Source organism: Pseudomonas sp. BGA-UO-ETr-WB11, from assembly GCF_059567785.1.
This window is the reverse complement of the sequence record NZ_JCAQOS010000003.1, coordinates 215111-235380: the sequence shown is the minus strand read 5'-3', so window position 1 is coordinate 235380 and position 20270 is coordinate 215111. Positions and strand designations below refer to the sequence as shown.

Sequence of the window (20270 nt, the reverse complement as noted above, 5' to 3'; positions counted from 1 at the left end):
GAGCAGATCATGAAAGACACCATTCGCCAGCTGATCCAGCAAGCCCTCGCCAACCTGACCACTGCAGGTGTGCTGCCGGCAGGCCTGAGCCCGGCGATCCAGGTGGAAAACACCAAGGACAAGACCCACGGCGACTTCGCCAGCAACATCGCCATGATGCTGGCCAAGCCGGCCGGCATGAAGCCGCGCGACCTCGCCGAGCAGCTGATCGCCGCCCTGCCGGCCGATGCAGCCATCAGCAAGGTCGAGATCGCTGGCCCCGGCTTCCTCAATTTCTATCAAGACAACCAGGCCCTGGCCCAGCGCCTGGAAGTCGCCCTGGCGGACCCTCAGTTGAATGTGCGCAAGATCGGCCCGGCGCAGCGCGTAGTGGTCGATCTGTCCGCCCCCAACCTGGCCAAAGAGATGCACGTCGGCCATCTGCGCTCGACCATCATCGGCGACGGCGTCGCCCGTGTGCTCGAATTTCTCGGCGACGAGGTGATCCGCCAGAACCACGTTGGCGACTGGGGTACCCAGTTCGGCATGCTGTTGGCCTATATGCAGGAAAACCCAGCCGCCGCCGACAGCGAACTGTCCGACCTGGAGAACTTCTACCGCGCCGCGAAGAAGCGCTTCGACGAGTCGCCCGAGTTCGCCGAGCGCGCTCGCGAACTGGTGGTGCAGCTGCAAGCCGGCGATGCCGAATGCCTGCGCCTGTGGACCCGTTTCAACGATATTTCCCTGAGCCACTGCCAGGCACTCTACGACCGCCTGGGCGTGAAACTGAGCATGGCCGACGTGAAGGGCGAGAGCGCCTACAACGACGACTTGGCCAACGTGGTTGCTGACCTCAAGGCCAAGGGCCTGCTCAGCGAAAGCGACGGCGCCCAGTGCGTGTTCATGGACGAGTTCAAGAACGCCGAAGGCAACCCATTGCCACTGATCGTGCAAAAAGCCGGCGGCGGCTACCTGTATGCCACCACTGACCTGGCTGCCACCCGCTATCGCGCCAATGTACTGAAGGCCGATCGCGCCCTGTACTTCGTCGACCAGCGCCAAGCCCTGCACTTCCAGATGGTCTTCAGCGCTGCACGCCTGGCCGGCTTCGTCCCAGCCAGCATGCAGTTGGAGCACATGGGGTTCGGCACCATGAACGGCGCCGACGGCCGCCCATTCAAGACCCGCGACGGCGGCACGGTGAAACTGGTCGACCTGATCAATGAAGCCGAAGAACGTGCCTACAGCCTGGTCAAGAGCAAGAACCCGGAACTGGACGAAGCCGAACTGCGCCAGATCGCCAACGCCGTGGGCGTGAGCGCAGTCAAATACGCCGACCTGTCCAAGCACCGCGCCAGCGACTACAGCTTCAACTTCGAGCTGATGCTCAGCTTTGAGGGCAACACCGCGCCCTACCTGCTGTACGCCTACACCCGTGTGGCCAGTGTGTTCCGCAAACTGGGCAAGGACTTCAGCGAAGTCGAGGGCCAGATCCGCCTGGAAGCGCCGCAGGAAATCGACCTGGCGACCAAGCTCGCCCAGTTCGGCGAAGTGCTGAACAACGTTGCCGACAAGGGCACGCCGCACATTCTCTGCGCCTACCTGTACGACCTGGCAGGGCTGTTCTCCAGCTTCTACGAGCACTGCCCGATCCTCAGTGCCGACGACCAAGCCACCCAGCAAAGCCGCCTGCGCCTGGCCGCCCTGAGTGGTCGCACCCTCAAGCAGGGCCTGGAACTGCTAGGCCTGCACACCCTGGAGCGCATGTAAGGTGGCAGCCAAGAAGAAGCCGGCACCCAAACGCGGCGCCAGCCGCTACCAGGCACCACCGCGCAAGCCGGTGCCGGGCTGGGTGTGGCTGACGTGCGGCCTGCTGATCGGCGCCTTTGTGGTGTTTTTGCTGCAACTTGAACCGGGCCGCGATGAGATCAAGCGCATCAAGGACGAGAAGCCGCGCCAGACCAGCAGCCAGGCCAACAAGCCGACACCTAACGCGCAACCGGCGGGCCCGGCCAAGCCGAAGTACGACTTCTACACCCTGCTGCCGGAATCCGAGGTCATCGTGCCGCCGGATGCCGTACCGCCGCCACCGGCCGCCGCTCTGACCCCGGAGCAATTGGCCAAAGCCGATGCCGCCCGTGCCGAAGCCGCCCTCAACGGTCAGGTCCCTCCGGCATTGCCGACCGCCAGCACCACGCCACCAACAGGCACGCCGACCCCGCCACCGAGCGTGGCCAAGGCACCGCTGACGACGCAGTTCTTCCTCCAGGCGGGCTCGTTCCGCAAACAAGCGGATGCCGACAAGGTGCGCGCGCAGATCATTCTGCTCGGGCAGAACGTGCAGGTTGAATCCGGCACAGTGCGCGAAGAAATCTGGTACCGGGTGCTCGTCGGCCCCTTTGCCAGCCGTGAACAGCTCGGCGCCGCGCAGAAGCAACTGGCCGCCAGCGGCTTCGGTAATCTGTTGTTACAGCAGCGCCAAAGCCGCTAAAACCAAGCCTTGCCGGTCTGTCAGTAGCCTCTAACAGACCGGCAAAGCCGATTCACGCTTGAAGCCGGCCACCCCCGTCCCCATATCTGCTGGCATCAGGGCATTTCGCCCAACAGCGTGGAGACGCCTCTCTTGACCACCATCGTTTCAGTGCGCCGCAACGGCAAAGTCGTCATGGGCGGCGACGGCCAGGTTTCCTTGGGTAACACCGTGATGAAAGGCAACGCGAAGAAGGTTCGCCGCCTCTACCACGGCCAGGTGCTGGCCGGCTTTGCCGGCGCCACTGCCGACGCCTTCACCCTGTTCGAACGCTTCGAAGGCCAACTGGAAAAACATCAAGGCAACCTGGTGCGCGCCGCCGTCGAACTGGCCAAAGACTGGCGCACCGACCGCTCCCTGAGTCGTCTGGAAGCCATGCTGGCAGTCGCCAACAAAGATGCCTCGCTGATCATCACCGGCAACGGTGACGTGGTCGAACCCGAGCACGGCCTGATCGCCATGGGCTCCGGCGGCGGTTTCGCCCAGGCCGCGGCCATGGCGCTGCTGCAGAAAACCGACTTGAGCGCCCGTGAAATCACCGAAACCGCGCTGAATATCGCCGGCTCCATCTGCGTATTCACCAACCAAAATCTGACTATTGAAGAAGAAGACTGCGCTGAATAAGCGCGTCTTCTTCTGGAGTACGCCTGCATGTCCATGACGCCCCGCGAGATCGTTCACGAACTCAATCGCCACATCATCGGCCAGGATGACGCCAAGCGCGCCGTGGCCATTGCTCTGCGCAACCGCTGGCGGCGCATGCAGCTGCCGGCCGAGCTGCGCGCTGAAGTGACGCCGAAGAACATTCTGATGATCGGCCCCACAGGCGTCGGCAAGACCGAAATCGCCCGCCGCCTGGCCAAACTGGCCAACGCGCCGTTTATCAAGGTGGAAGCGACCAAGTTCACCGAAGTCGGCTATGTCGGCCGTGACGTCGAGTCGATCATCCGCGACCTCGCCGATGCGGCGATCAAGATGATGCGCGAGCAGGAAATGCGCAAAGTCAGCTTCCGCGCCGAAGATGCCGCCGAAGAGCGCATCCTCGATGCCCTGCTGCCGCCGGCACGCAGCGGTTTCGGCGATGAGCCGGCACGCAGCGAAGACAGCAACACCCGCCAGCTGTTCCGCAAGCGCCTGCGCGAAGGCCAGCTGGACGACAAGGAAATCGACATCGAGGTGGCCGAATCGCCGGCCGGCGTCGAGATCATGTCGCCACCGGGCATGGAGGAAATGACCAACCAGCTGCAGAGCCTGTTCGCCAACATGGGCAAGGGCAAGAAGAAGAGCCGCAAGCTCAAGGTCAAGGAAGCTCTCAAGCTGGTGCGCGATGAAGAAGCCGCGCGCCTGGTCAACGAGGAAGAGCTGAAAGCCGCCGCCCTGGAAGCGGTCGAGCAGCACGGCATCGTGTTTATCGACGAAATCGACAAGGTCGCCAAACGCGGCAACACCGGCGGTGCCGACGTGTCCCGCGAAGGCGTGCAGCGCGACCTGCTGCCACTGATCGAAGGCTGCACGGTGAACACTAAGCTGGGTATGGTCAAAACCGACCACATCCTGTTTATCGCCTCCGGCGCCTTCCACCTGAGCAAACCCAGCGACCTGGTGCCCGAGCTACAAGGCCGCCTGCCGATCCGCGTCGAGCTCAAAGCCCTGACGCCCCACGACTTCGAGCGCATCCTCAGCGAACCGCACGCCTCGCTCACCGAGCAATACTGCGCGCTGCTGAAGACCGAAGGCCTGCATATCGAGTTCGCCGCCGACGGCATCCGCCGCCTCGCCGAGATCGCCTGGCAGGTCAATGAGAAGACCGAGAACATTGGCGCCCGCCGCCTGCACACGCTGCTCGAACGCCTGCTCGAAGAGGTGTCCTTCAGCGCCGGCGACCTGGCCAACAGCCAGGCCGAGGCGATCCAGATCGACGCCGCCTACGTCAACAGCCACCTGGGTGAGCTGGCCCAGGACGAAGACCTGTCGCGCTATATTCTTTAATCGCGCCGTGTAGCCCGGATGCAATCCGGGGCATTCGCCATGAAGCCCCGGATTGCATCCGGGCTACACAATGTCAGGAGCACCGCCAATGCGCATCCCCAGCTCAATCAAACTGCACAAGGCCTCGCGCACCCTGGAGTTGAACTACGACGACGGCCAGCACTACTGCTTTCCCGCTGAATTCCTGCGCGTGCATTCGCCCTCGGCGGAGGTCCAGGGTCACGGCAAGCCGGTGCTGCAAACCGGCAAGCTCAACGTTGCCTTGCAGCGGATCGAACCGGCCGGCAGTTATGCACTGAAACTGTGCTTCGACGACGGCCATGACAGCGGTCTGTTCACCTGGGACTACCTTGACCAACTCGGTCAACGCCAGGCGCAATTGTGGGACGACTACCTGGCGGCCCTCAGCGCCGCCCGACAATCGCGCGACCCGAACGAGTCGGCGATCAAATTGATGCTCTAAGAACTCGTCTAGCACGCGGCTTGTGGCGCAATGCCAGAAGCCGTGCACAGAGTTAGGGCGACCTTTCTAATCTGTCTCGGCATACTGCTCGCGCGCACGGCGACTTAATGCCGAACTTGCACAAAATCACAAACTCGGGTAACCAAGGAGCTGGCAGATTTCCTGCATTCAGGCCGACTGAATGCCAGAAGATGCACGGAGTTCGCTCCGCCTACGGTAACCCGATCAGTATTCGTTTCTGCCCACTGGGGCGAGCGCAAATCACCGTCGCTCGATGAATACTGCAAAGGACAATGGAGTGTTGTAGATGACTAATAAAGATAATGAAGACCTGAAGCGCCAAGCGATGGACAACACGCTGGGCCTCAACCCGGTGATCGGCATTCGCGGCAAAGACATTCTGTCGGCAGCGCGCACGGTAATGATTCAGGCCATCAAACAACCCTTCCTCAGCGCCAAGCACGTCGCCCACTTCAGCCTGGAGCTGAAGAACGTAGTACTCGGCCAGTCGCCCATGGAGCCAGATGCCGGCGATCGACGCTTTGCCGACCCGACCTGGAGCCAGAACCCGTTGTACAAACGCTACATGCAGACCTACCTGGCCTGGAGCAAGGAGCTGCATGAGTGGATCGACGACAGCAAGCTGTCGGCCGAAGACATCAGCCGCGGTCACTTCGTCATCAAGCTGGTGACCGACGCCATGGCGCCGACCAACACCATGGCCAACCCGGCAGCCGTCAAACGCTTCTTCGAAACCGGCGGCAAAAGCCTGCTGGACGGCCTCTCGCACCTGGCCAAAGACATGGTCAACAACGGCGGCATGCCGAGCCAGGTCAACATGTCGGTGTTCGAGGTCGGCAAGAGCCTGGCCACCACCGAAGGCGCCGTGGTGTTTCGCAACGACGTGCTGGAACTGATCCAGTACAAGCCGGTGACCGAGCAAGTGCACGAGCGCCCGCTGCTGGTGGTGCCGCCGCAAATCAACAAGTTCTACGTATTCGATCTGTCGCCGGAAAAGAGCGTCGCCAAGTTCTGCGTGCGCAATAACCTGCAGACCTTCGTGATCAGCTGGCGCAACCCGACCAAGGCCCAACGCGAGTGGGGCCTATCGACCTACATCGAGGCACTCAAAGAAGCCATCGACGTGGTCTGCGCCATCACCGGCAGCAGTGACATCAACATGCTCGGCGCCTGCTCCGGCGGCATGACCACCGCGTCGCTGCTGGGCCACTATGCCGCCCTGGGTGAGACCAAGGTGCATGCCCTGACCCTGCTGGTCAGCGTGCTGGACAACCGCCTGGAAACCGAAGTCGCGCTGTTTGCCGACGAGAAGAGCCTGGAGGCCGCCAAGCGCCGCTCCTATCAGGCTGGCGTGCTGGAAGGTGCCGACCTGGCCAAGGTGTTCGCCTGGATGCGCCCCAACGACCTGATCTGGAACTACTGGGTGAACAACTACCTGCTCGGCAACGAGCCGCCGGTGTTCGACATCCTGCACTGGAACAACGACACCACGCGTCTGCCGGCGGCCTTGCATGGCGAGTTTATCGACATGTTCAAGAACAACCCGCTGACCCGCGCTGGCGCCCTGGAGGTCTGCGGCACGCCGGTGGACCTCAAGCAAGTCACCTGCGACCTGTTCTGCGTGGCGGGCACCACTGACCACATCACGCCGTGGGAAGCCTGCTACAAGTCGGCCCACCTGTTTGGTGGCAAGTGCGAGTTCGTGCTGTCCAACAGCGGCCACATCCAGAGCATTCTCAACCCGCCGGGCAACCCCAAAGGCCGCTACATGACCAACAGCGACCTGCCGGTAGACCCGAAAGCCTGGTTGGCCAGCTGCACCAAGCATGCCGACTCCTGGTGGCTGCATTGGCAACTGTGGCAAACCGAGCGCGCCGGCAAATTGAAGAAAACCCCCAGCGCATTGGGCAACAAGGCGTTCCCGGCCCGCGAAGCTGCGCCCGGCACCTACGTGCACGAGCGTTAATCGCACACCTGCAACAACCGACGCCCGCCACGACGGGCGTCAACAGCCCTGGCAGTGAGCGCCAGGGATGCAGCAGTAACGCGAACCGCAGCCCCGCTGCCTCGCGTCACGCTGGGAGGACTCGGGATGGTTACTCCCAGCAGTACACTTCATAGGGCTGCGCATATGCCGTTACCATTTATTTTTCGCACCATCGACCTGGACGGCAACACCATCCGTACTGCCGTACGCCCAGGCAAACCGCACCTGACCCCACTGCTGGTGTTCAACGGCATTGGCGCCAACCTGGAGCTGGTGTTCCCGTTCGTTAACGCCCTGGACCCGGACCTGGAAGTCATCGCCTTCGACGTCCCCGGTGTGGGTGGCTCATCCACGCCCAGCTCGCCCTACCGCTTCCCGGGCCTGGCCAAGCTGGCCGCGCGCATGCTCGACTACCTCGACTACGGCCAGGTCAGCGTGATTGGCGTGTCCTGGGGCGGCGCACTGGCGCAACAGTTCGCCCATGACTACCCCGAGCGCTGCAAAAAGCTGATTCTCGCCGCCACCGCGGCCGGCGCGGTCATGGTCCCTGGCAAACCCAAAGTGCTCTGGCGCATGGCCAGTCCACGCCGCTATATCCAGCCCTCCTATGGCGCCCATATCGCCCCAGACATCTATGGCGGCGCCTTTCGCCGCGACAAGAACCTGGCCCTGTCGTTCGCCAGCAAGGTGCGTTCCTCGGGCAAGCTGGGGTACTACTGGCAACTGTTCGCCGGCCTCGGCTGGACCAGCATTCACTGGCTGCACAAGATCAAGCAGCCGACCCTGGTGCTGGCGGGCGACGACGACCCACTGATCCCGCTGGTGAACATGCGCATGCTGGCCTGGCGAATTCCCAACTCGCAACTGCATGTTCTCGATGACGGCCACCTGTTCCTGATTACCCGCGCGGAAACCGTGGCGCCGATCATCATGAAGTTCCTCCAGGAAGAGCGTCAGCGCGCCGTGATGCACCCGCAGCCAACAACCGTACGCAGTCATTGAGCGCCCGATCAAAGCGCAGCCGAGAAACACTTGACCCATTCAGGGGCGAGGTGTAACACAGGCAGTCCTGTGTGCGCCTCGGGATCAGTGGGCACGCACGTTGGTACAAGCCTTGCTGTTTGGCTTGGGACGGTTTGACGACGGAGTGTTGCCCCCATGCAAGAAAAAGCAGCAACAGATTCCCCACCTGCCCCGCAGACCTACCTCAACGTGCACAACGCCATGCTTGGCCTGCACGGCAAAGACCTTTATTCGACCCTGCGCACCCTCGCCTTCCAGGGCCTGCGCCAGCCCCTACACAGTGCTCGCCACGCCCTGGCACTGGGTGGTCAACTGAGTCGCGTACTGCTGGGCGACACCCTCTATCGACTCGACCCTAACGACGTGCGTTTCAGCGATCCGACCTGGCGCCTGAACCCGTTTTACCGCCGCAGCCTGCAGGCCTACCTGGCCTGGCAACACCAGCTGCAGCAGTGGGTCGAACAGAGCAATCTGCCGGAAGATGACCGCGCGCGGGCACGCTTTATTCTGGCCATGCTCACCGACGCCATCGCGCCCTCCAACAGCCCGCTTAATCCGCTGGCGCTCAAGGAGCTGTTCAATACCGGCGGCAACAGCCTGGTTAAAGGACTGCGCCAGTTGCTCGACGATGTCGTCAACAACGGCGGCATGCCCCGTCAGGTCAACAAGCTGGCCTTCGAAGTGGGCCGCAACCTGGCCACGACCGCCGGCGCCGTGGTTTATCGCAACGAGCTGCTGGAGCTGATCCAGTACAAGTCGATGAGCGAAAAGCAGTACGAGCGACCGCTGCTGATCGTGCCGCCACAGATCAACAAGTACTACATCTTCGATCTCAGCGCGGACAAAAGTTTCGTTCAGTACGCCCTGAAAAATGACCTGCAAGTGTTTGTCATCAGTTGGCGCAACCCTGATGCACGCCACCGCGAGTGGGGCTTGTCGACCTATGTCGAGGCCCTGGAACAGGCCATGGATGTGTGCCGGGAAATCACCGGCAGTCGCTCGGTGAACCTCCTCGGCGCCTGCGCCGGCGGCCTCACCAACGCCGCCCTGCAAGGCCACCTGCAAGCCAAGCGGCAATTGCGCAAAGTCAGCAGCGCCACCTACCTGGTCAGCCTGTTGGACAGCCAGATCGACAGTACACCGATGCTGTTTGCCGACGAAAAAACCCTGGAGGCCGCCAAGCGCCGCTCTTACCAGCAGGGCGTGCTCGACGGCCGCGACATGGCCAAGGTGTTCGCCTGGATGCGCCCCAACGATCTGGTGTGGAACTACTGGATCAACAATTACCTGCTCGGCAAACAGCCGCCGGCGTTCGACATTCTCTACTGGAACAACGACAACACCCGCCTGCCGGCAGCGTTGCACGGCGACATCCTCGACTTCTTCAAACTTAACCCGCTCAAACATGCCGGCGGCCTGGAGATTTGCGGCACACCGGTAAACCTGCAGAAGGTCACGGTCGACAGTTTCAATGTGGCCGGCGTCAACGACCACATCACGCCCTGGGCTGCGGTGTATCGCTCGACCCAACTGCTCGGCGGTCACAAGCGCTTCCTGCTGTCCAACAGCGGGCATATCCAGAGCATTCTCAACCCGCCCAGCAACCCCAAGGCCAACTATTACGAAGGCAGTCACCTGAATGGCAACGCCAATGAATGGCACTCAGAGGCCAATAATCTGCACGGAAGCTGGTGGCCGACCTGGCTGGAATGGGTGCAGAAGCGCTCCGGTGAACAACGCCCAACCCTCAGCACCCTGGGCAATCAGCACTATCCGCCACAGGAGAAAGCGCCCGGCACCTACGTGCACATGCGCTGAGCGCAACCTTACTCGCAGACCTAAATAAGAAGACTGGATGAAAACCCGCGACCGTATCCTTGAGTGTGCCCTGGCGCTGTTCAACCAGGAGGGCGAACCCAATGTCTCCACCCTGGAGATCGCCAATGAACTGGGCATCAGCCCAGGCAACCTGTACTACCACTTCCACGGCAAGGAGCCGCTGGTGCTGGAGCTGTTCGAACGCTTCCAGGCTGAAATGGCACCACTGCTGAACCCGCCCGCCGAGGCGCAACTGGAGGCGGAAGATTACTGGCTGTTCCTGCACCTGATCGTCGAACGCCTGGCGCTGTTCCGCTTCCTGTTTCAGGACCTGTCCAACCTGGCCGGGCGCCTGCCGAAACTGGCCCGTGGCATCCGCGCCTGGCTCAACACCCTGAAGCGCACCCTCGCCTCCCTGCTGGCCAGCCTCAAGGCGCAAGGCCTGCTGATCAGCGACACCCAGGCCCTTGGTCAGTTGGTTGAGCAGATCACTCTGACCCTACTGTTTTCCCTCGACTATCAACGCATCATCGGCAACAGCGGCGAGATCCGCCTGGTGGTCTATCAGGTCATGATGCTGGTGGCCCCGCACCTAACGCCCGTTCCACGGCACACCGCCGAACAACTGGCCCAGCGTTACCTGCAGGCCTAAACGAAAAAGCCCGGCACTAGGCCGGGCTTTTCTATTCCTGAAGAACTCAGGACGGTGTAACAGGACTCGCCGGGGCAGCAGGCGCTGCGACCGGAGCTGCGGCTGCAACCGGAGCTGCCGGCTTGGCGACTGGCGCCTTTTTCACCGCAGGCTTTTTCACCGCAGCCGGCTTGGCCGCAGCGGGTTTAGCTGCTGCCGGTTTAGCCGCTGCAGGTTTGGCTGCAGGCTTAGCAGCAACCGGCTTGGCTGCAGCTTTGACCGCAGGTTTAGCCGCTGGCTTTTTCACTGCTGGTTTGGCGGCAGCTTTCAGCGCTGGCTTAACCGACGAAGCAGAAATACCGGTGAGTTTCTCGATCTGCTTGGTCAGGCTTTCAACCTTGCTGTGCAGGTCTTTAACTTCATTGCGGCTCGGTACACCAAGGCGCGAGATGGCGCTGTTCAGGCGCTTGTCGAACGCGTCTTCCAACTCGCTCCACTTGCCCATGGCCTTGTCTTTGACTTCTTCAACGCGGGACTTGGCCGAGTCAACGGTGTGCTTGACCACGCCGACTTGCTTGTCCACTTCAGCCTTGGCTTGCTTCTCGGCTTTTTCGCCGTCCTTGACCAGGCCATCAAACAGCTTTTCGCCGTCTTTGCTGACCTTGGAGTATGCACCTAGACCGGCCAACCAGATTTGACGCGAGTACTTCTCTACTTCGCTAATCCAGGTGCTGGTTTCTTTTTCGACTTTTTTCTTGCCTGCCATGATCTGTTCTCCTTATTGAGCTTTGGCTGCGCGTTCAAGCATTGCATTGAGCACATCGAGCTTAGCAGAGAGTGCATCAACGTCTTGCTTGGAAGGAATGCCCAGACGATTGAGACCGCTGGCAACGCGACGATCAAAGGCTTTTTCGACTTTTTCGAACTGGCCTTCAACTTTGCCCTTCACTTCGGCAACGCGATCTTTCACGTTGTCTTTAACGCTGTCGATCTGGCTGTTCGCAGCTTCAACCTGCTCATCAACCAGTTGCTTGCCTTGCTTCTCGACGCTCTCGCCAGCCTTGACCAGGTCCTTCAGGTAACCCGCGCCTTCCTTGCCAGCTTTGGCGTATGCGCCCAGGCCAGCCAGGTAGATCTTGCGCGCATAGCCTTTAACATCGGCAAGCACGGTAGTTTCGTTTTTGCTTACGGCTTTCTTGACTGCGACTTTAGCCACGATACACCTCACACAGAGTGATAAATGGGTCGCCCTTTCTCAGGGCTTGTGTGCAAGGTATCGAGGAAAATTAGAAACCACATACTAAGAAGCCATTTGATTGCACCGCGCCGTTAGCCGCACATGGCCAAGGGCGCGAAAGCGGGCCAAGGTCCGGCATGCACTCAGGCCTGCAGCGACTCATCGAGGGTCTTCTCGATTTCGCGCTTGATGCTGCCGCCCAATGCCGACAACAACAGGCCCAGGTTCAGTTCAACCTGCACCCGGTCTTCTGTTACGGCAATCCGCCCATCGGCGCCACTGCGCTTGAATTCCAGGCTGTCACCCACCCAGCGATAACGCACCTCGTATTCACGGGCCAGGCGCTCGGCCAGCAATTCGGCTTTCGCCCGCGCGGCCGGCAGGCCAAGGGAATGGGGGCGTTCGACTTTGATCCGGGCCATCGGCTAACTCCTGACTGCGACCTTAGGTCGCGCGACTATAACAGGCCGTAGCCAGCCATCGGGCAAATGCGCCGCCGTGGCGCCGCGACAAAGGCCGCCGCCGGGATTAGAATGGCCGGCACTTTCTTGTGGTGACAGTGAAATGAACGACCCACGCAACGCCAACGACGCGGAACCGACCACCCACTTCGGCTTTCAGAACGTACCAGAAAGCCAGAAGGCCGATAAGGTCGCCGAGGTGTTCCATTCGGTAGCCGCCAAATACGACCTGATGAACGACCTGCTTTCCGGCGGCATGCACCGCCTGTGGAAGCGCTTCACCATCGAATTGTCTGGCGTGCGCAGCGGCAACCGCGTGCTCGACATCGCTGGCGGCACCGGCGACCTGACGCGCAAGTTCTCCAGCCTGGTGGGCCCCACCGGCGAAGTGGTTCTGGCCGACATCAACGACTCGATGCTCAAGGTCGGCCGCGACCGCCTGCTCGACAAGGGCGTGGCCGGCAACGTGGTCTTCGTTCAGGCCGACGCCGAGAAGCTGCCGTTCCCGGACAACCACTTCGACGTGGTCACCATCGCCTTCGGTTTGCGCAACGTCACCCATAAAGAAGACGCCCTGCGCTCCATGCTGCGGGTGCTCAAGCCCGGTGGCCGCCTGCTGGTGCTGGAGTTCTCCAAGCCATCCAGCCAGATGCTGTCCAAGTTTTACGACACTTACTCGTTCAACTTCATGCCGCTGATGGGCAAGCTGATCACCAACGACGCCGAAAGCTACCGCTACCTGGCCGAGTCGATCCGCATGCACCCGGATCAGGAAACCCTCAAAGCGATGATGAGCGAGGCCGGCTTCGAGCGCACCAGCTACCACAACATGACCGGCGGCATCGTCGCCCTGCACCGCGGCATCAAGCCCTGATGCTACTGACCGGGCTGCTGGCAGGCGTCGAGCTGGGCCTCAATCGCGTCCTGCAAATGGACAGCACCGCGCTGCCGCGCCTGGCGCGGCTGAGCGGCAAGGTGATTGCCGTCGACGGCCAGAGCCCGCTGCTGCAGCTGTTCATCCTGCCCAGCGGCAGTGGCCTGCAACTGGCGGCCAACTGGCAAGCGCCGGCTGATTGCCAGCTGCGCGCCAGCGCCAGCAGCTTGCTGCAACTGGCCGTGGCCAAGGACAAAACCGCCATCCTGCATCGCCCCGAAGTCAGCCTCAGCGGCGACAGCGCTGTGTTGATGGAGCTGGCAGCAATCCTCCAGGACCTGGAACTGGACTGGGAATATGAGCTGTCACGCTGGCTCGGCCCAGTCGCCAGCCCGATGCTGGCCGGTCACTTGCGCAGCCGCGCACGCTGGACCAGCACCAGCCTCGACAGCCTGCGCCTGAACCTGGCCGATTACCTCAGCGAAGAATCCCGCAGCCTGGTGGGCCAGCGTGAAGCCGATGCGCGCTTTGCCGAACTGGACCAGCTGAAACTCGCCCTTGAGCGCCTCGACGCCCGCGTCGCCCGCCTCCACCTCAAATCCGACGATCCCGCATGAAGCTGCTCGCTGTCCGCCGTCTGTTTCGCATCCTGCGCGTGGTGATCCGCTACCGCCTCGACGACCTCTTGTTCGCCCTGCCGCTGCCGTTCTGGCTGCGCGCCCTCGGCACGGTCCTGCCGTGGCGCTGGTTGCCACGCCCGGCGCTGAATGAGTCGCGCGGCGCCTGCCTGCGCCTGGCCCTGGAAGACCTCGGACCGATCTTTATCAAGTTTGGCCAGCTGCTCTCCACCCGCCGCGACCTGCTGCCAATGGACATCGCCGACGAACTGGCCAAGCTGCAGGATCAGGTGCCACCGTTCGACGCCAAGCTCTCGGTGGCGCGCATCGAAGAACAGCTCGGGGCTCCGGTGGCCGAAGTGTTCGCCCGCTTCGACAAGCAACCCATGGCCTCGGCGTCGATCGCCCAGGTGCATGCGGCGCAGCTGAAAAGCGGCGAAGAAGTGGTGGTAAAGGTCATACGCCCAGGCCTGAAGCCAATCATCCGCCAAGACCTAGCGTGGCTGTTTCTGCTCGCCCGCCTGGCCGAGAAACTGTCCGCCGAAGCCCGTCGCCTGCGACCGATGGAAGTGGTCAGCGACTACGAAAAAACCATCTACGACGAACTCGATCTGCTGCGCGAAGCCGCCAACGCCAGCCAGCTGCGGCGTAACTTTGCCGGCTCCGAGCAGCTGTATGTGCCGCAGGTGTACTGGGACCTGTGCCGCCCCAAGGTGCTGGTCATGGAGCGCATTTACGGCGTTGCCGTGACCGACCTCGCGACCCTCGCCGACCAGCGCACAGACATGAAACTGCTGGCCGAACGCGGTGTGGAAATCTTCTTCACCCAGGTGTTCCGCGACAGTTTCTTCCATGCCGACATGCACCCCGGCAACATCTTCGTCAGCACCCGCACGCCGTGGAGTCCGCAGTACATCGCCATTGACTGCGGCATCGTCGGCAGCCTCACCCCCGAGGACCAGGACTACCTGGCGCGCAACTTGATCGCCTTCTTCAAGCGCGATTATCGCCGCGTAGCCCAGCTGCACATCGACTCCGGCTGGGTGCCGGCCGACACCAAGGTTAATGATTTCGAGGCGGCGATCCGTACCGTTTGCGAGCCAATCTTCGAGAAGCCGCTGAAGGACATCTCCTTCGGCCAACTGCTGCTGCGCCTGTTCCAGACCGCGCGGCGGTTTAACATGGAAATCCAGCCACAGCTTGTTCTGCTGCAGAAAACCCTGCTCAACATTGAAGGCCTGGGCCGTCAGTTGTACCCCGACCTCGACCTGTGGAACACCGCCCAGCCGTTCCTCGAACGCTGGATGCGCGAGCGCATCAGCCCACGCAGCTTGCTGCGCAACCTGCAGCAACAAGCCGAGCAAGTGCCGCACCTGTCGCAGATGGCCCGCGACACCCTGGAGCGCCTCAACCAACAAGGTCAACAGCCCGTCGTGACGCCGGTGGTGCAGCGCCATTGGCCGGCACAGCTGCTGGGCGCAGCCCTGATCGGCGGCGCCGTCAGCCAGGGTTTGCTGCTCAGCCTGCTGGCCTGGCCGAGCTGGCTGATGCTGGCCGGTGGTCTTTACCTGGTGCTGCGCCGATAGCCAGCCCGCCAGCGGACTGGCAGACTTGACCCTCTTTTATTCCTGGCCGCCGACGCGGCCCGTTATGGATCTGATATGAGCGACTGGCTGGATGCAATCAAATGGGACGCCGACGGCCTGATACCGGCCATCGCCCAGGACCATAAAACCCAGCGTGTGCTGATGATGGCGTGGATGAACCGCGAGTCATTACAGCTCACCGTCAATGAAGGCCGTGCCATCTATTGGTCACGCTCGCGCGGCAAACTGTGGCGCAAGGGCGAAGAGTCCGGCCACGTGCAAAAGCTGCATGAACTGCGCCTGGACTGCGATGCTGACGTGATCATCCTGATGGTCGAGCAACTCGGCGGCATCGCCTGCCACACGGGCCGGCAGAGCTGCTTTTATCGCGTCTACGACAATGCCAGCTGGAAAATCGTCGAGCCGGTGCTCAAAGACCCGGCCGCCATCTACGCCACAGGACACAGCCATGAGTGACACCCTCACCCGCCTCGCCGCTGTACTGGAAGCGCGCAAAGGCGCCGCGCCCGACAGCTCCTACGTGGCCAGCCTATACCACAAGGGCCTGAACAAGATTCTGGAAAAGGTCGGCGAAGAGTCGGTGGAAACCATCCTCGCCGCCAAAGACGCCGCCAGCAGCGGTGACTGCAGTGACCTGATCTACGAAACGGCCGATCTGTGGTTTCACAGCCTGGTCATGCTCGCCGCCCTCGGCCAGCACCCGCAGGCCGTACTGGACGAACTGGACCGCCGCTTCGGCCTGTCCGGACACGACGAAAAAGCCGCGCGCTCCGACGCCAACTAACAACTACGAGGTATTGCTGTCATGGGTATTTTCGACTGGAAACACTGGGTAGTCATTCTGATCGTCGTGGTGCTGGTATTCGGCACCAAAAAGCTCAAGGGTTTGGGCAGCGACATCGGCGAATCGATCAAGGGCTTTCGCAAAGCCATGAACGATGAAGAAAAGCCGGCCGAGGCCACCACCCCGCCCGCCGCTGCCCCCCTCAATCAGCCGACCACCATCGACGCCCAGGCGCAGAAAGTCGAAGAGCCGGCTCGCAAGGACTAACGCGCCATGTTCGGTATCAGCTTTGGTGAATTGCTCCTGGTCGCCCTGATCGCCCTGCTGGTGCTCGGCCCCGAGCGCCTGCCTGGCGCGGCGCGCACCGCCGGCCTGTGGGTCGGGCGCCTGAAGCGCAGCTTCAATGCGATCAAGCAGGAGGTCGAGCGCGAAATCGGCGCCGACGACATTCGCCGGCAGCTGCACAACGAAGAAATCATGGCCCTGGAACAGCAGAACAAAAGCCTGCTGCCGAACGCCGCACCCGCCAGCGACAGCCTGCCGAATCCAGTCCCGACCGGCACACCAATGGCCGTCGGTAGCCCGGTCGCCAGCGCGCCTATCAGCCACGATTCGCCACCGCCGCCGCGAGCCCCATGAGCAGCCAGACTCCGCACAACGACCAGGAAATGCCCCTGGTAGCCCACCTCACCGAACTGCGCACGCGCCTGCTGCGCTGCGTCGGCGCGGTGTTTCTGATCTTCGCCACGCTGTTCTACTTTGCCCGCGAGATCTACACCCTGGTGTCCGAGCCGCTGCGCCGCTTCCTGCCGGAAGGCGCCACGATGATCGCCATCGACCCGGCCTCGGCGTTTCTCGCCCCGCTCAAGCTGACCATGGTCATCGCCCTGTTCGTCAGCATGCCGGTGATCCTGCATCAGGTCTGGGGATTTATCGCGCCCGGCCTGTACAAGCACGAAAAACGCATCGCCGTGCCGCTGCTGACTTCCAGCGTGCTGCTGTTCTATGCCGGTATGGCCTTCGCCTACTTCCTCGTACTGCCGCTGATGTACCACTTCCTGATTGGCGCGGCGCCGGAAGGCGTCACGCCGATGACCGACATCAACAGCTACCTGGACTCGGTGCTGACCCTATTCTTCGCCTTTGGCGTGGCCTTCGAGATCCCGGTGGCGGTGGTGCTGTTGATCTGGATCGGCATCGTCGACGTCGCCTATCTACAGAAGATTCGCCCCTACGTGATCATCGGCTGCTTCGTGGTCGGCATGGTCCTGACGCCGCCCGATCCGTTGTCGCAGACCCTACTGGCGGTGCCTATGTGGCTGCTGTTTGAGGTCGGCTTATTCTTCGGCCGGCTGATCCGCAAGCGTCCGGCCGATGAGGCTGCGGACGACGCGGACAACGATCAGCCGCCTGCCGTCCAGCCATGAACCTGCTTCTGCTAGAAGACGGCGACTTTATTGCTGCCGATCGCGTATTGCTGCAAGGCCGACGCCTCAAGCACTTGCAGGAGGTGCACCGCGCCGAAGTGGGCGACAGCCTGCGGGTCGGGCGCCTCGGCGGCCTGATGGGCCAGGGCCAGTTGCTGCGCCTGGACAGCGACGCCGCCGAACTGCAGATCAGCCTCGAACAAACCGCTCCAGCCAAACTACCGCTGACCCTGCTGCTGGCCCTGCCACGGCCAAAAATGCTCAAACGTGTGCTGCAGACCGTGGCCAGCATGGGCGTGCCCAGGCTGATTCTGCTCAACAGCTATCGGGTGGAGAAGAGCTTCTGGCAGACGCCGTTTCTGCAACCCGAGGCGATCCGCGAGCAGCTGATTCTCGGCCTGGAACAGGCCCGTGATACGGTCTTGCCAGAGGTCATCATCGAGAAGCGCTTCAAGCCCTTTGTCGAAGACCAGCTGCCACAACTGGCCGCCGGCAGCCTCGGCCTGGTCGGCCATCCCGGTGACTATCCCGCCTGTCCGCGCGCCGTCACCCAGCCGGTGACCCTGGCCATCGGCCCGGAAGGCGGCTGGATTCCTTATGAAGTGGAAAAACTCGCCGCCGCCGGCCTGCAACCGGTGCAACTGGGCGAACGCATTCTGCGGGTAGAAACTGCCGTTACTGCCCTACTCGCCCGCCTGTTCTGAGCCTGTAGCCCGAATGCAATCCGGGCTAGCTGTCCGCCGTCTTCTGCGCATGCCAGTGCGCCGGCAATAACTGCCCTTGCAACGCTGGCGCCTCGCGCAGCGTCATGTCGCGCGCCAACAGCGGCTCGCCACAGTCGGAACACACCAACACCCCGTGCACTTCATGGCCGCAGCTTTTGTGTACATGGCGCACCGGCGCGCCCTCGGCACCGCTCATATGCCGATCGCCCCAGTTCACCAGCGCCAGCACCGCCGGATACAAGTCATGACCTTTCTCGGTCAGCCGGTATTCCTCGCGCAGTGGCCGCTGCTGATAGGCCTGCTTGCTCAACACGCCGGCCTCGACGAGCTTTTTCAGGCGCTCTGCCAGCACATGGCGGGTAATGCCCAGGCGTTTTTCGAACTCATCGAAACGCCGCACCCCAAGAAAACACTCGCGCAGCACCAGCAAGGTCCAGCGGTCGCCAACCACCGACAGCGTGCGCGCCAGTGAGCAGGGTTGTTGCTCAAGTTCTTCCCACCGCATCAGCAATCCTCTGCAAAGCCATGGGCCTACGATAGCTTGACAGGTTCCAAAAAGGAACCGAGTATTTAGCTAAGTTCCAAAAAGGAACCAAGGAGAAAGTGATGACTGAACGTAAAGCGATACTGGTCATGGGCGCTGGCGATGCCACCGGTGGAGCAATCGCCAAACGCTTCGCCCGTGAGGGCTACGTGGCCTGCGTGGCACGGCGTAATGCCGACAAGCTGACCAGCCTGGTGGATGACATCACCGCCGCTGGCGGCACGGCACGTGCCTTCGGCTGCGATGCACGGGTAGAAGAGCAAGTGCTGGAGCTGTTCGCCACCATCGAGCGGGAGGTCGGGCCACTGGAAGTGGTGGTGTTCAATATCGGCGCCAACGTACGCTTTTCGATTACCGAGACCACCGAACGGGTGTACCGCAAGGTCTGGGAAATGGCCGCCCTGGCGGGCTTCCTCACCGGCCGCGAAGCCGCGCGGGTGATGCTGCCACGCCAACGCGGCACAATCATTTTCACCGGCGCCACGGCGTCCTTGCGTGGCAGCAAGCACTTCGCAGCCTTTGCCAGCGCCAAGTTCGCCCTGCGCGCCACCGCTCAGAGCATGGCGCGCGAACTCGGCCCCCAGGGCATCCACGTCGCCCACCCGATCATCGACGGCGCCATCGACACCGCGTTTATCCGCGACACCTTCCCCGAGATGTACCAGCTCAAGGAACGCGACGGCATCCTCAATCCCGACCATATCGCCGACAGCTACTGGCAGATCCACTGCCAGCCACGGGACTGCTGGGTGCATGAGATGGATCTGCGGCCTTGGCTAGAAACCTTCTAATTGACGATCAAGTATCGGCCGTAGCCGTAGGATGGGTTGAGCACAGCGATACCCATCACGAGCTTGCTTACGAACAGATACCGATGGGTATCGCAGGCTCAACCCATCCTACAAAAGCGCCATACGACCTCACACAAGCCCAGCCCCAACCGAGAACCATGCCATGAGCAAATCCCTGGAATTCTTTTTCGACTTTGGCAGCCCAACCACATACTTGGCCTGGACCCAACTGCCGAAGATCGCCGCCGAGGCGGGCGCCACCATCATCTGGCGGCCCATGCTGCTGGGCGGCGTATTCAAGGCCACCGGCAACCAATCGCCAGTCAACATCCCGGCCAAGGCGCGCTACATGCTCCAGGACCTGGCCCGCTATGCACGCCGTTACGGTGTGCCGATGACCTTCAACCCGCACTTCCCAATCAATACCCTGACCCTGATGCGCGGCGCGGCGGGCTATCTGGATACACCGCAATTTGCGACCTATGTGACGGCGATATTCAACGCCCTGTGGGTCGAGCAGAAGAACCTCGGCAAGCCCGAAGTGGTGGCCGACGTATTACGCGCCGCAGGTCTCGACCCCGCCGAATTCGAGCGACTGGTAAATGATGATGGCGTTAAAGAACGCCTGAAGAGCAGCACCGAGGAGGCGATACGCCGCGGCACCTTTGGTGCGCCGACGTTTTTTATCGGAGAGGAAATGCACTTCGGCCAGGACCGCCTCGACTTTGTCGCCGAGGCGTTGCGTAACTGATGCAGGTAGCC

24 protein-coding genes are annotated in these 20270 nt (G+C 62.1%); 20 read left to right on the top strand and 4 right to left on the bottom strand.

Translation table 11 applies throughout. The features are described 5' to 3' along the window. Positions 1-9 precede the first annotated feature (9 nt). The 9 genes from argS to AC56DI_RS02545 all read left to right on the top strand — a co-directional run bounded on the left by argS (position 10) and on the right by AC56DI_RS02545 (position 10462). Positions 10-1749, top strand: coding sequence for an arginine--tRNA ligase (gene argS / locus AC56DI_RS02585; RefSeq protein ID WP_496344802.1), 1740 nt, complete (start codon positions 10-12; stop codon positions 1747-1749). A gap of 1 nt (position 1750) precedes the next feature. Continuing rightward, positions 1751-2470 (top strand): SPOR domain-containing protein, encoded by a 720-nt coding sequence (locus AC56DI_RS02580; protein ID WP_324521891.1) that lies wholly within the window; start codon positions 1751-1753, stop codon positions 2468-2470. Positions 2471-2602: 132 nt separating this feature from the next. Then, positions 2603-3133, top strand: coding sequence for an ATP-dependent protease subunit HslV (gene hslV / locus AC56DI_RS02575; protein WP_324521893.1), 531 nt, complete (start codon positions 2603-2605; stop codon positions 3131-3133). Between the two features lie 27 nt (positions 3134-3160). Beyond that, on the top strand, positions 3161-4498 hold the full coding sequence (gene hslU, locus AC56DI_RS02570; RefSeq protein WP_496344801.1) for an ATP-dependent protease ATPase subunit HslU: 1338 nt from the start codon (positions 3161-3163) through the stop codon (positions 4496-4498). A gap of 88 nt (positions 4499-4586) precedes the next feature. Next, a complete protein-coding gene (locus AC56DI_RS02565) occupies positions 4587-4961 on the top strand; it encodes a gamma-butyrobetaine hydroxylase family protein (protein WP_496344800.1) in 375 nt (124 codons plus the stop codon). A 307-nt stretch (positions 4962-5268) separates the two neighbouring features. Beyond that, positions 5269-6948 (top strand): class II poly(R)-hydroxyalkanoic acid synthase, encoded by a 1680-nt coding sequence (gene phaC, locus AC56DI_RS02560; RefSeq protein WP_496344799.1) that lies wholly within the window; start codon positions 5269-5271, stop codon positions 6946-6948. Between the two features lie 165 nt (positions 6949-7113). After that, positions 7114-7971, top strand: coding sequence for a poly(3-hydroxyalkanoate) depolymerase (gene phaZ, locus AC56DI_RS02555; protein WP_496344798.1), 858 nt, complete (start codon positions 7114-7116; stop codon positions 7969-7971). 156 nt (positions 7972-8127) lie between these two features. After that, complete coding sequence (gene phaC / locus AC56DI_RS02550; protein ID WP_496344797.1) at positions 8128-9810, top strand: class II poly(R)-hydroxyalkanoic acid synthase; 1683 nt, start codon at positions 8128-8130, stop codon at positions 9808-9810. A 37-nt stretch (positions 9811-9847) separates the two neighbouring features. Then, positions 9848-10462 (top strand): TetR/AcrR family transcriptional regulator, encoded by a 615-nt coding sequence (locus AC56DI_RS02545; protein ID WP_496344796.1) that lies wholly within the window; start codon positions 9848-9850, stop codon positions 10460-10462. A gap of 46 nt (positions 10463-10508) precedes the next feature. Here the strand turns inward: AC56DI_RS02545 and AC56DI_RS02540 are convergent, their stop codons facing one another. The 3 genes from AC56DI_RS02540 to AC56DI_RS02530 form a co-directional block, all read right to left on the bottom strand. Then, positions 10509-11207: a phasin family protein gene (locus tag AC56DI_RS02540; RefSeq protein ID WP_324521907.1), complete on the bottom strand. Its 699-nt coding sequence runs from the start codon at positions 11205-11207 to the stop codon at positions 10509-10511. 12 nt (positions 11208-11219) lie between these two features. Next, positions 11220-11657 carry a phasin family protein gene (locus AC56DI_RS02535; protein WP_324521909.1) on the bottom strand — a complete coding sequence of 146 codons (438 nt, stop codon included), beginning with the start codon at positions 11655-11657 and terminating at the stop codon, positions 11220-11222. Between the two features lie 164 nt (positions 11658-11821). Then, a complete protein-coding gene (locus AC56DI_RS02530; protein ID WP_324521910.1) occupies positions 11822-12100 on the bottom strand; it encodes a polyhydroxyalkanoic acid system family protein in 279 nt (92 codons plus the stop codon). 142 nt (positions 12101-12242) lie between these two features. Between AC56DI_RS02530 and ubiE the strand changes: the two genes are divergently transcribed. The 9 genes from ubiE (at position 12243) to AC56DI_RS02485 (ending at position 18152) form a co-directional block, all read left to right on the top strand. Beyond that, positions 12243-13013 carry a bifunctional demethylmenaquinone methyltransferase/2-methoxy-6-polyprenyl-1,4-benzoquinol methylase UbiE gene (gene ubiE, locus AC56DI_RS02525; protein ID WP_324521911.1) on the top strand — a complete coding sequence of 257 codons (771 nt, stop codon included), beginning with the start codon at positions 12243-12245 and terminating at the stop codon, positions 13011-13013. Continuing rightward, on the top strand, positions 13013-13630 hold the full coding sequence (locus AC56DI_RS02520) for a ubiquinone biosynthesis accessory factor UbiJ (RefSeq protein ID WP_324521912.1): 618 nt from the start codon (positions 13013-13015) through the stop codon (positions 13628-13630). Before ubiE ends, AC56DI_RS02520 begins: the two co-directional genes overlap by 1 nt. Beyond that, positions 13627-15216 carry a ubiquinone biosynthesis regulatory protein kinase UbiB gene (gene ubiB / locus AC56DI_RS02515; RefSeq protein ID WP_496344795.1) on the top strand — a complete coding sequence of 530 codons (1590 nt, stop codon included), beginning with the start codon at positions 13627-13629 and terminating at the stop codon, positions 15214-15216. Before AC56DI_RS02520 ends, ubiB begins: the two co-directional genes overlap by 4 nt. A gap of 75 nt (positions 15217-15291) precedes the next feature. Next, positions 15292-15693 (top strand): phosphoribosyl-AMP cyclohydrolase, encoded by a 402-nt coding sequence (gene hisI, locus AC56DI_RS02510; protein ID WP_324521915.1) that lies wholly within the window; start codon positions 15292-15294, stop codon positions 15691-15693. Then, positions 15686-16021: a phosphoribosyl-ATP diphosphatase gene (locus AC56DI_RS02505; protein ID WP_422586837.1), complete on the top strand. Its 336-nt coding sequence runs from the start codon at positions 15686-15688 to the stop codon at positions 16019-16021. The genes hisI and AC56DI_RS02505 overlap by 8 nt, the downstream gene beginning before the upstream one ends. Before the next feature lie 21 nt (positions 16022-16042). After that, positions 16043-16288, top strand: coding sequence for a twin-arginine translocase TatA/TatE family subunit (locus AC56DI_RS02500; protein ID WP_496344794.1), 246 nt, complete (start codon positions 16043-16045; stop codon positions 16286-16288). Between the two features lie 6 nt (positions 16289-16294). Then, the gene (tatB, locus tag AC56DI_RS02495; RefSeq protein WP_496344793.1) at positions 16295-16660 is read left to right on the top strand and encodes a Sec-independent protein translocase protein TatB; all 366 of its coding nucleotides are present in this window, start codon (positions 16295-16297) and stop codon (positions 16658-16660) included. Continuing rightward, complete coding sequence (gene tatC, locus AC56DI_RS02490; RefSeq protein WP_496344792.1) at positions 16657-17448, top strand: twin-arginine translocase subunit TatC; 792 nt, start codon at positions 16657-16659, stop codon at positions 17446-17448. The genes tatB and tatC overlap by 4 nt, the downstream gene beginning before the upstream one ends. Then, positions 17445-18152 carry a 16S rRNA (uracil(1498)-N(3))-methyltransferase gene (locus AC56DI_RS02485; protein WP_496344791.1) on the top strand — a complete coding sequence of 236 codons (708 nt, stop codon included), beginning with the start codon at positions 17445-17447 and terminating at the stop codon, positions 18150-18152. The genes tatC and AC56DI_RS02485 overlap by 4 nt, the downstream gene beginning before the upstream one ends. A gap of 25 nt (positions 18153-18177) precedes the next feature. Here AC56DI_RS02485 and AC56DI_RS02480 read toward each other — a convergent pair whose 3' ends face one another. Continuing rightward, the gene (locus tag AC56DI_RS02480) at positions 18178-18678 is read right to left on the bottom strand and encodes a winged helix-turn-helix transcriptional regulator (RefSeq protein WP_496344790.1); all 501 of its coding nucleotides are present in this window, start codon (positions 18676-18678) and stop codon (positions 18178-18180) included. Between the two features lie 101 nt (positions 18679-18779). Between AC56DI_RS02480 and AC56DI_RS02475 the strand changes: the two genes are divergently transcribed. Then, complete coding sequence (locus tag AC56DI_RS02475; RefSeq protein WP_496344789.1) at positions 18780-19508, top strand: SDR family oxidoreductase; 729 nt, start codon at positions 18780-18782, stop codon at positions 19506-19508. 163 nt (positions 19509-19671) lie between these two features. Then, positions 19672-20259, top strand: coding sequence for a 2-hydroxychromene-2-carboxylate isomerase (locus AC56DI_RS02470; RefSeq protein WP_496344788.1), 588 nt, complete (start codon positions 19672-19674; stop codon positions 20257-20259). Positions 20260-20270 lie beyond the last annotated feature (11 nt).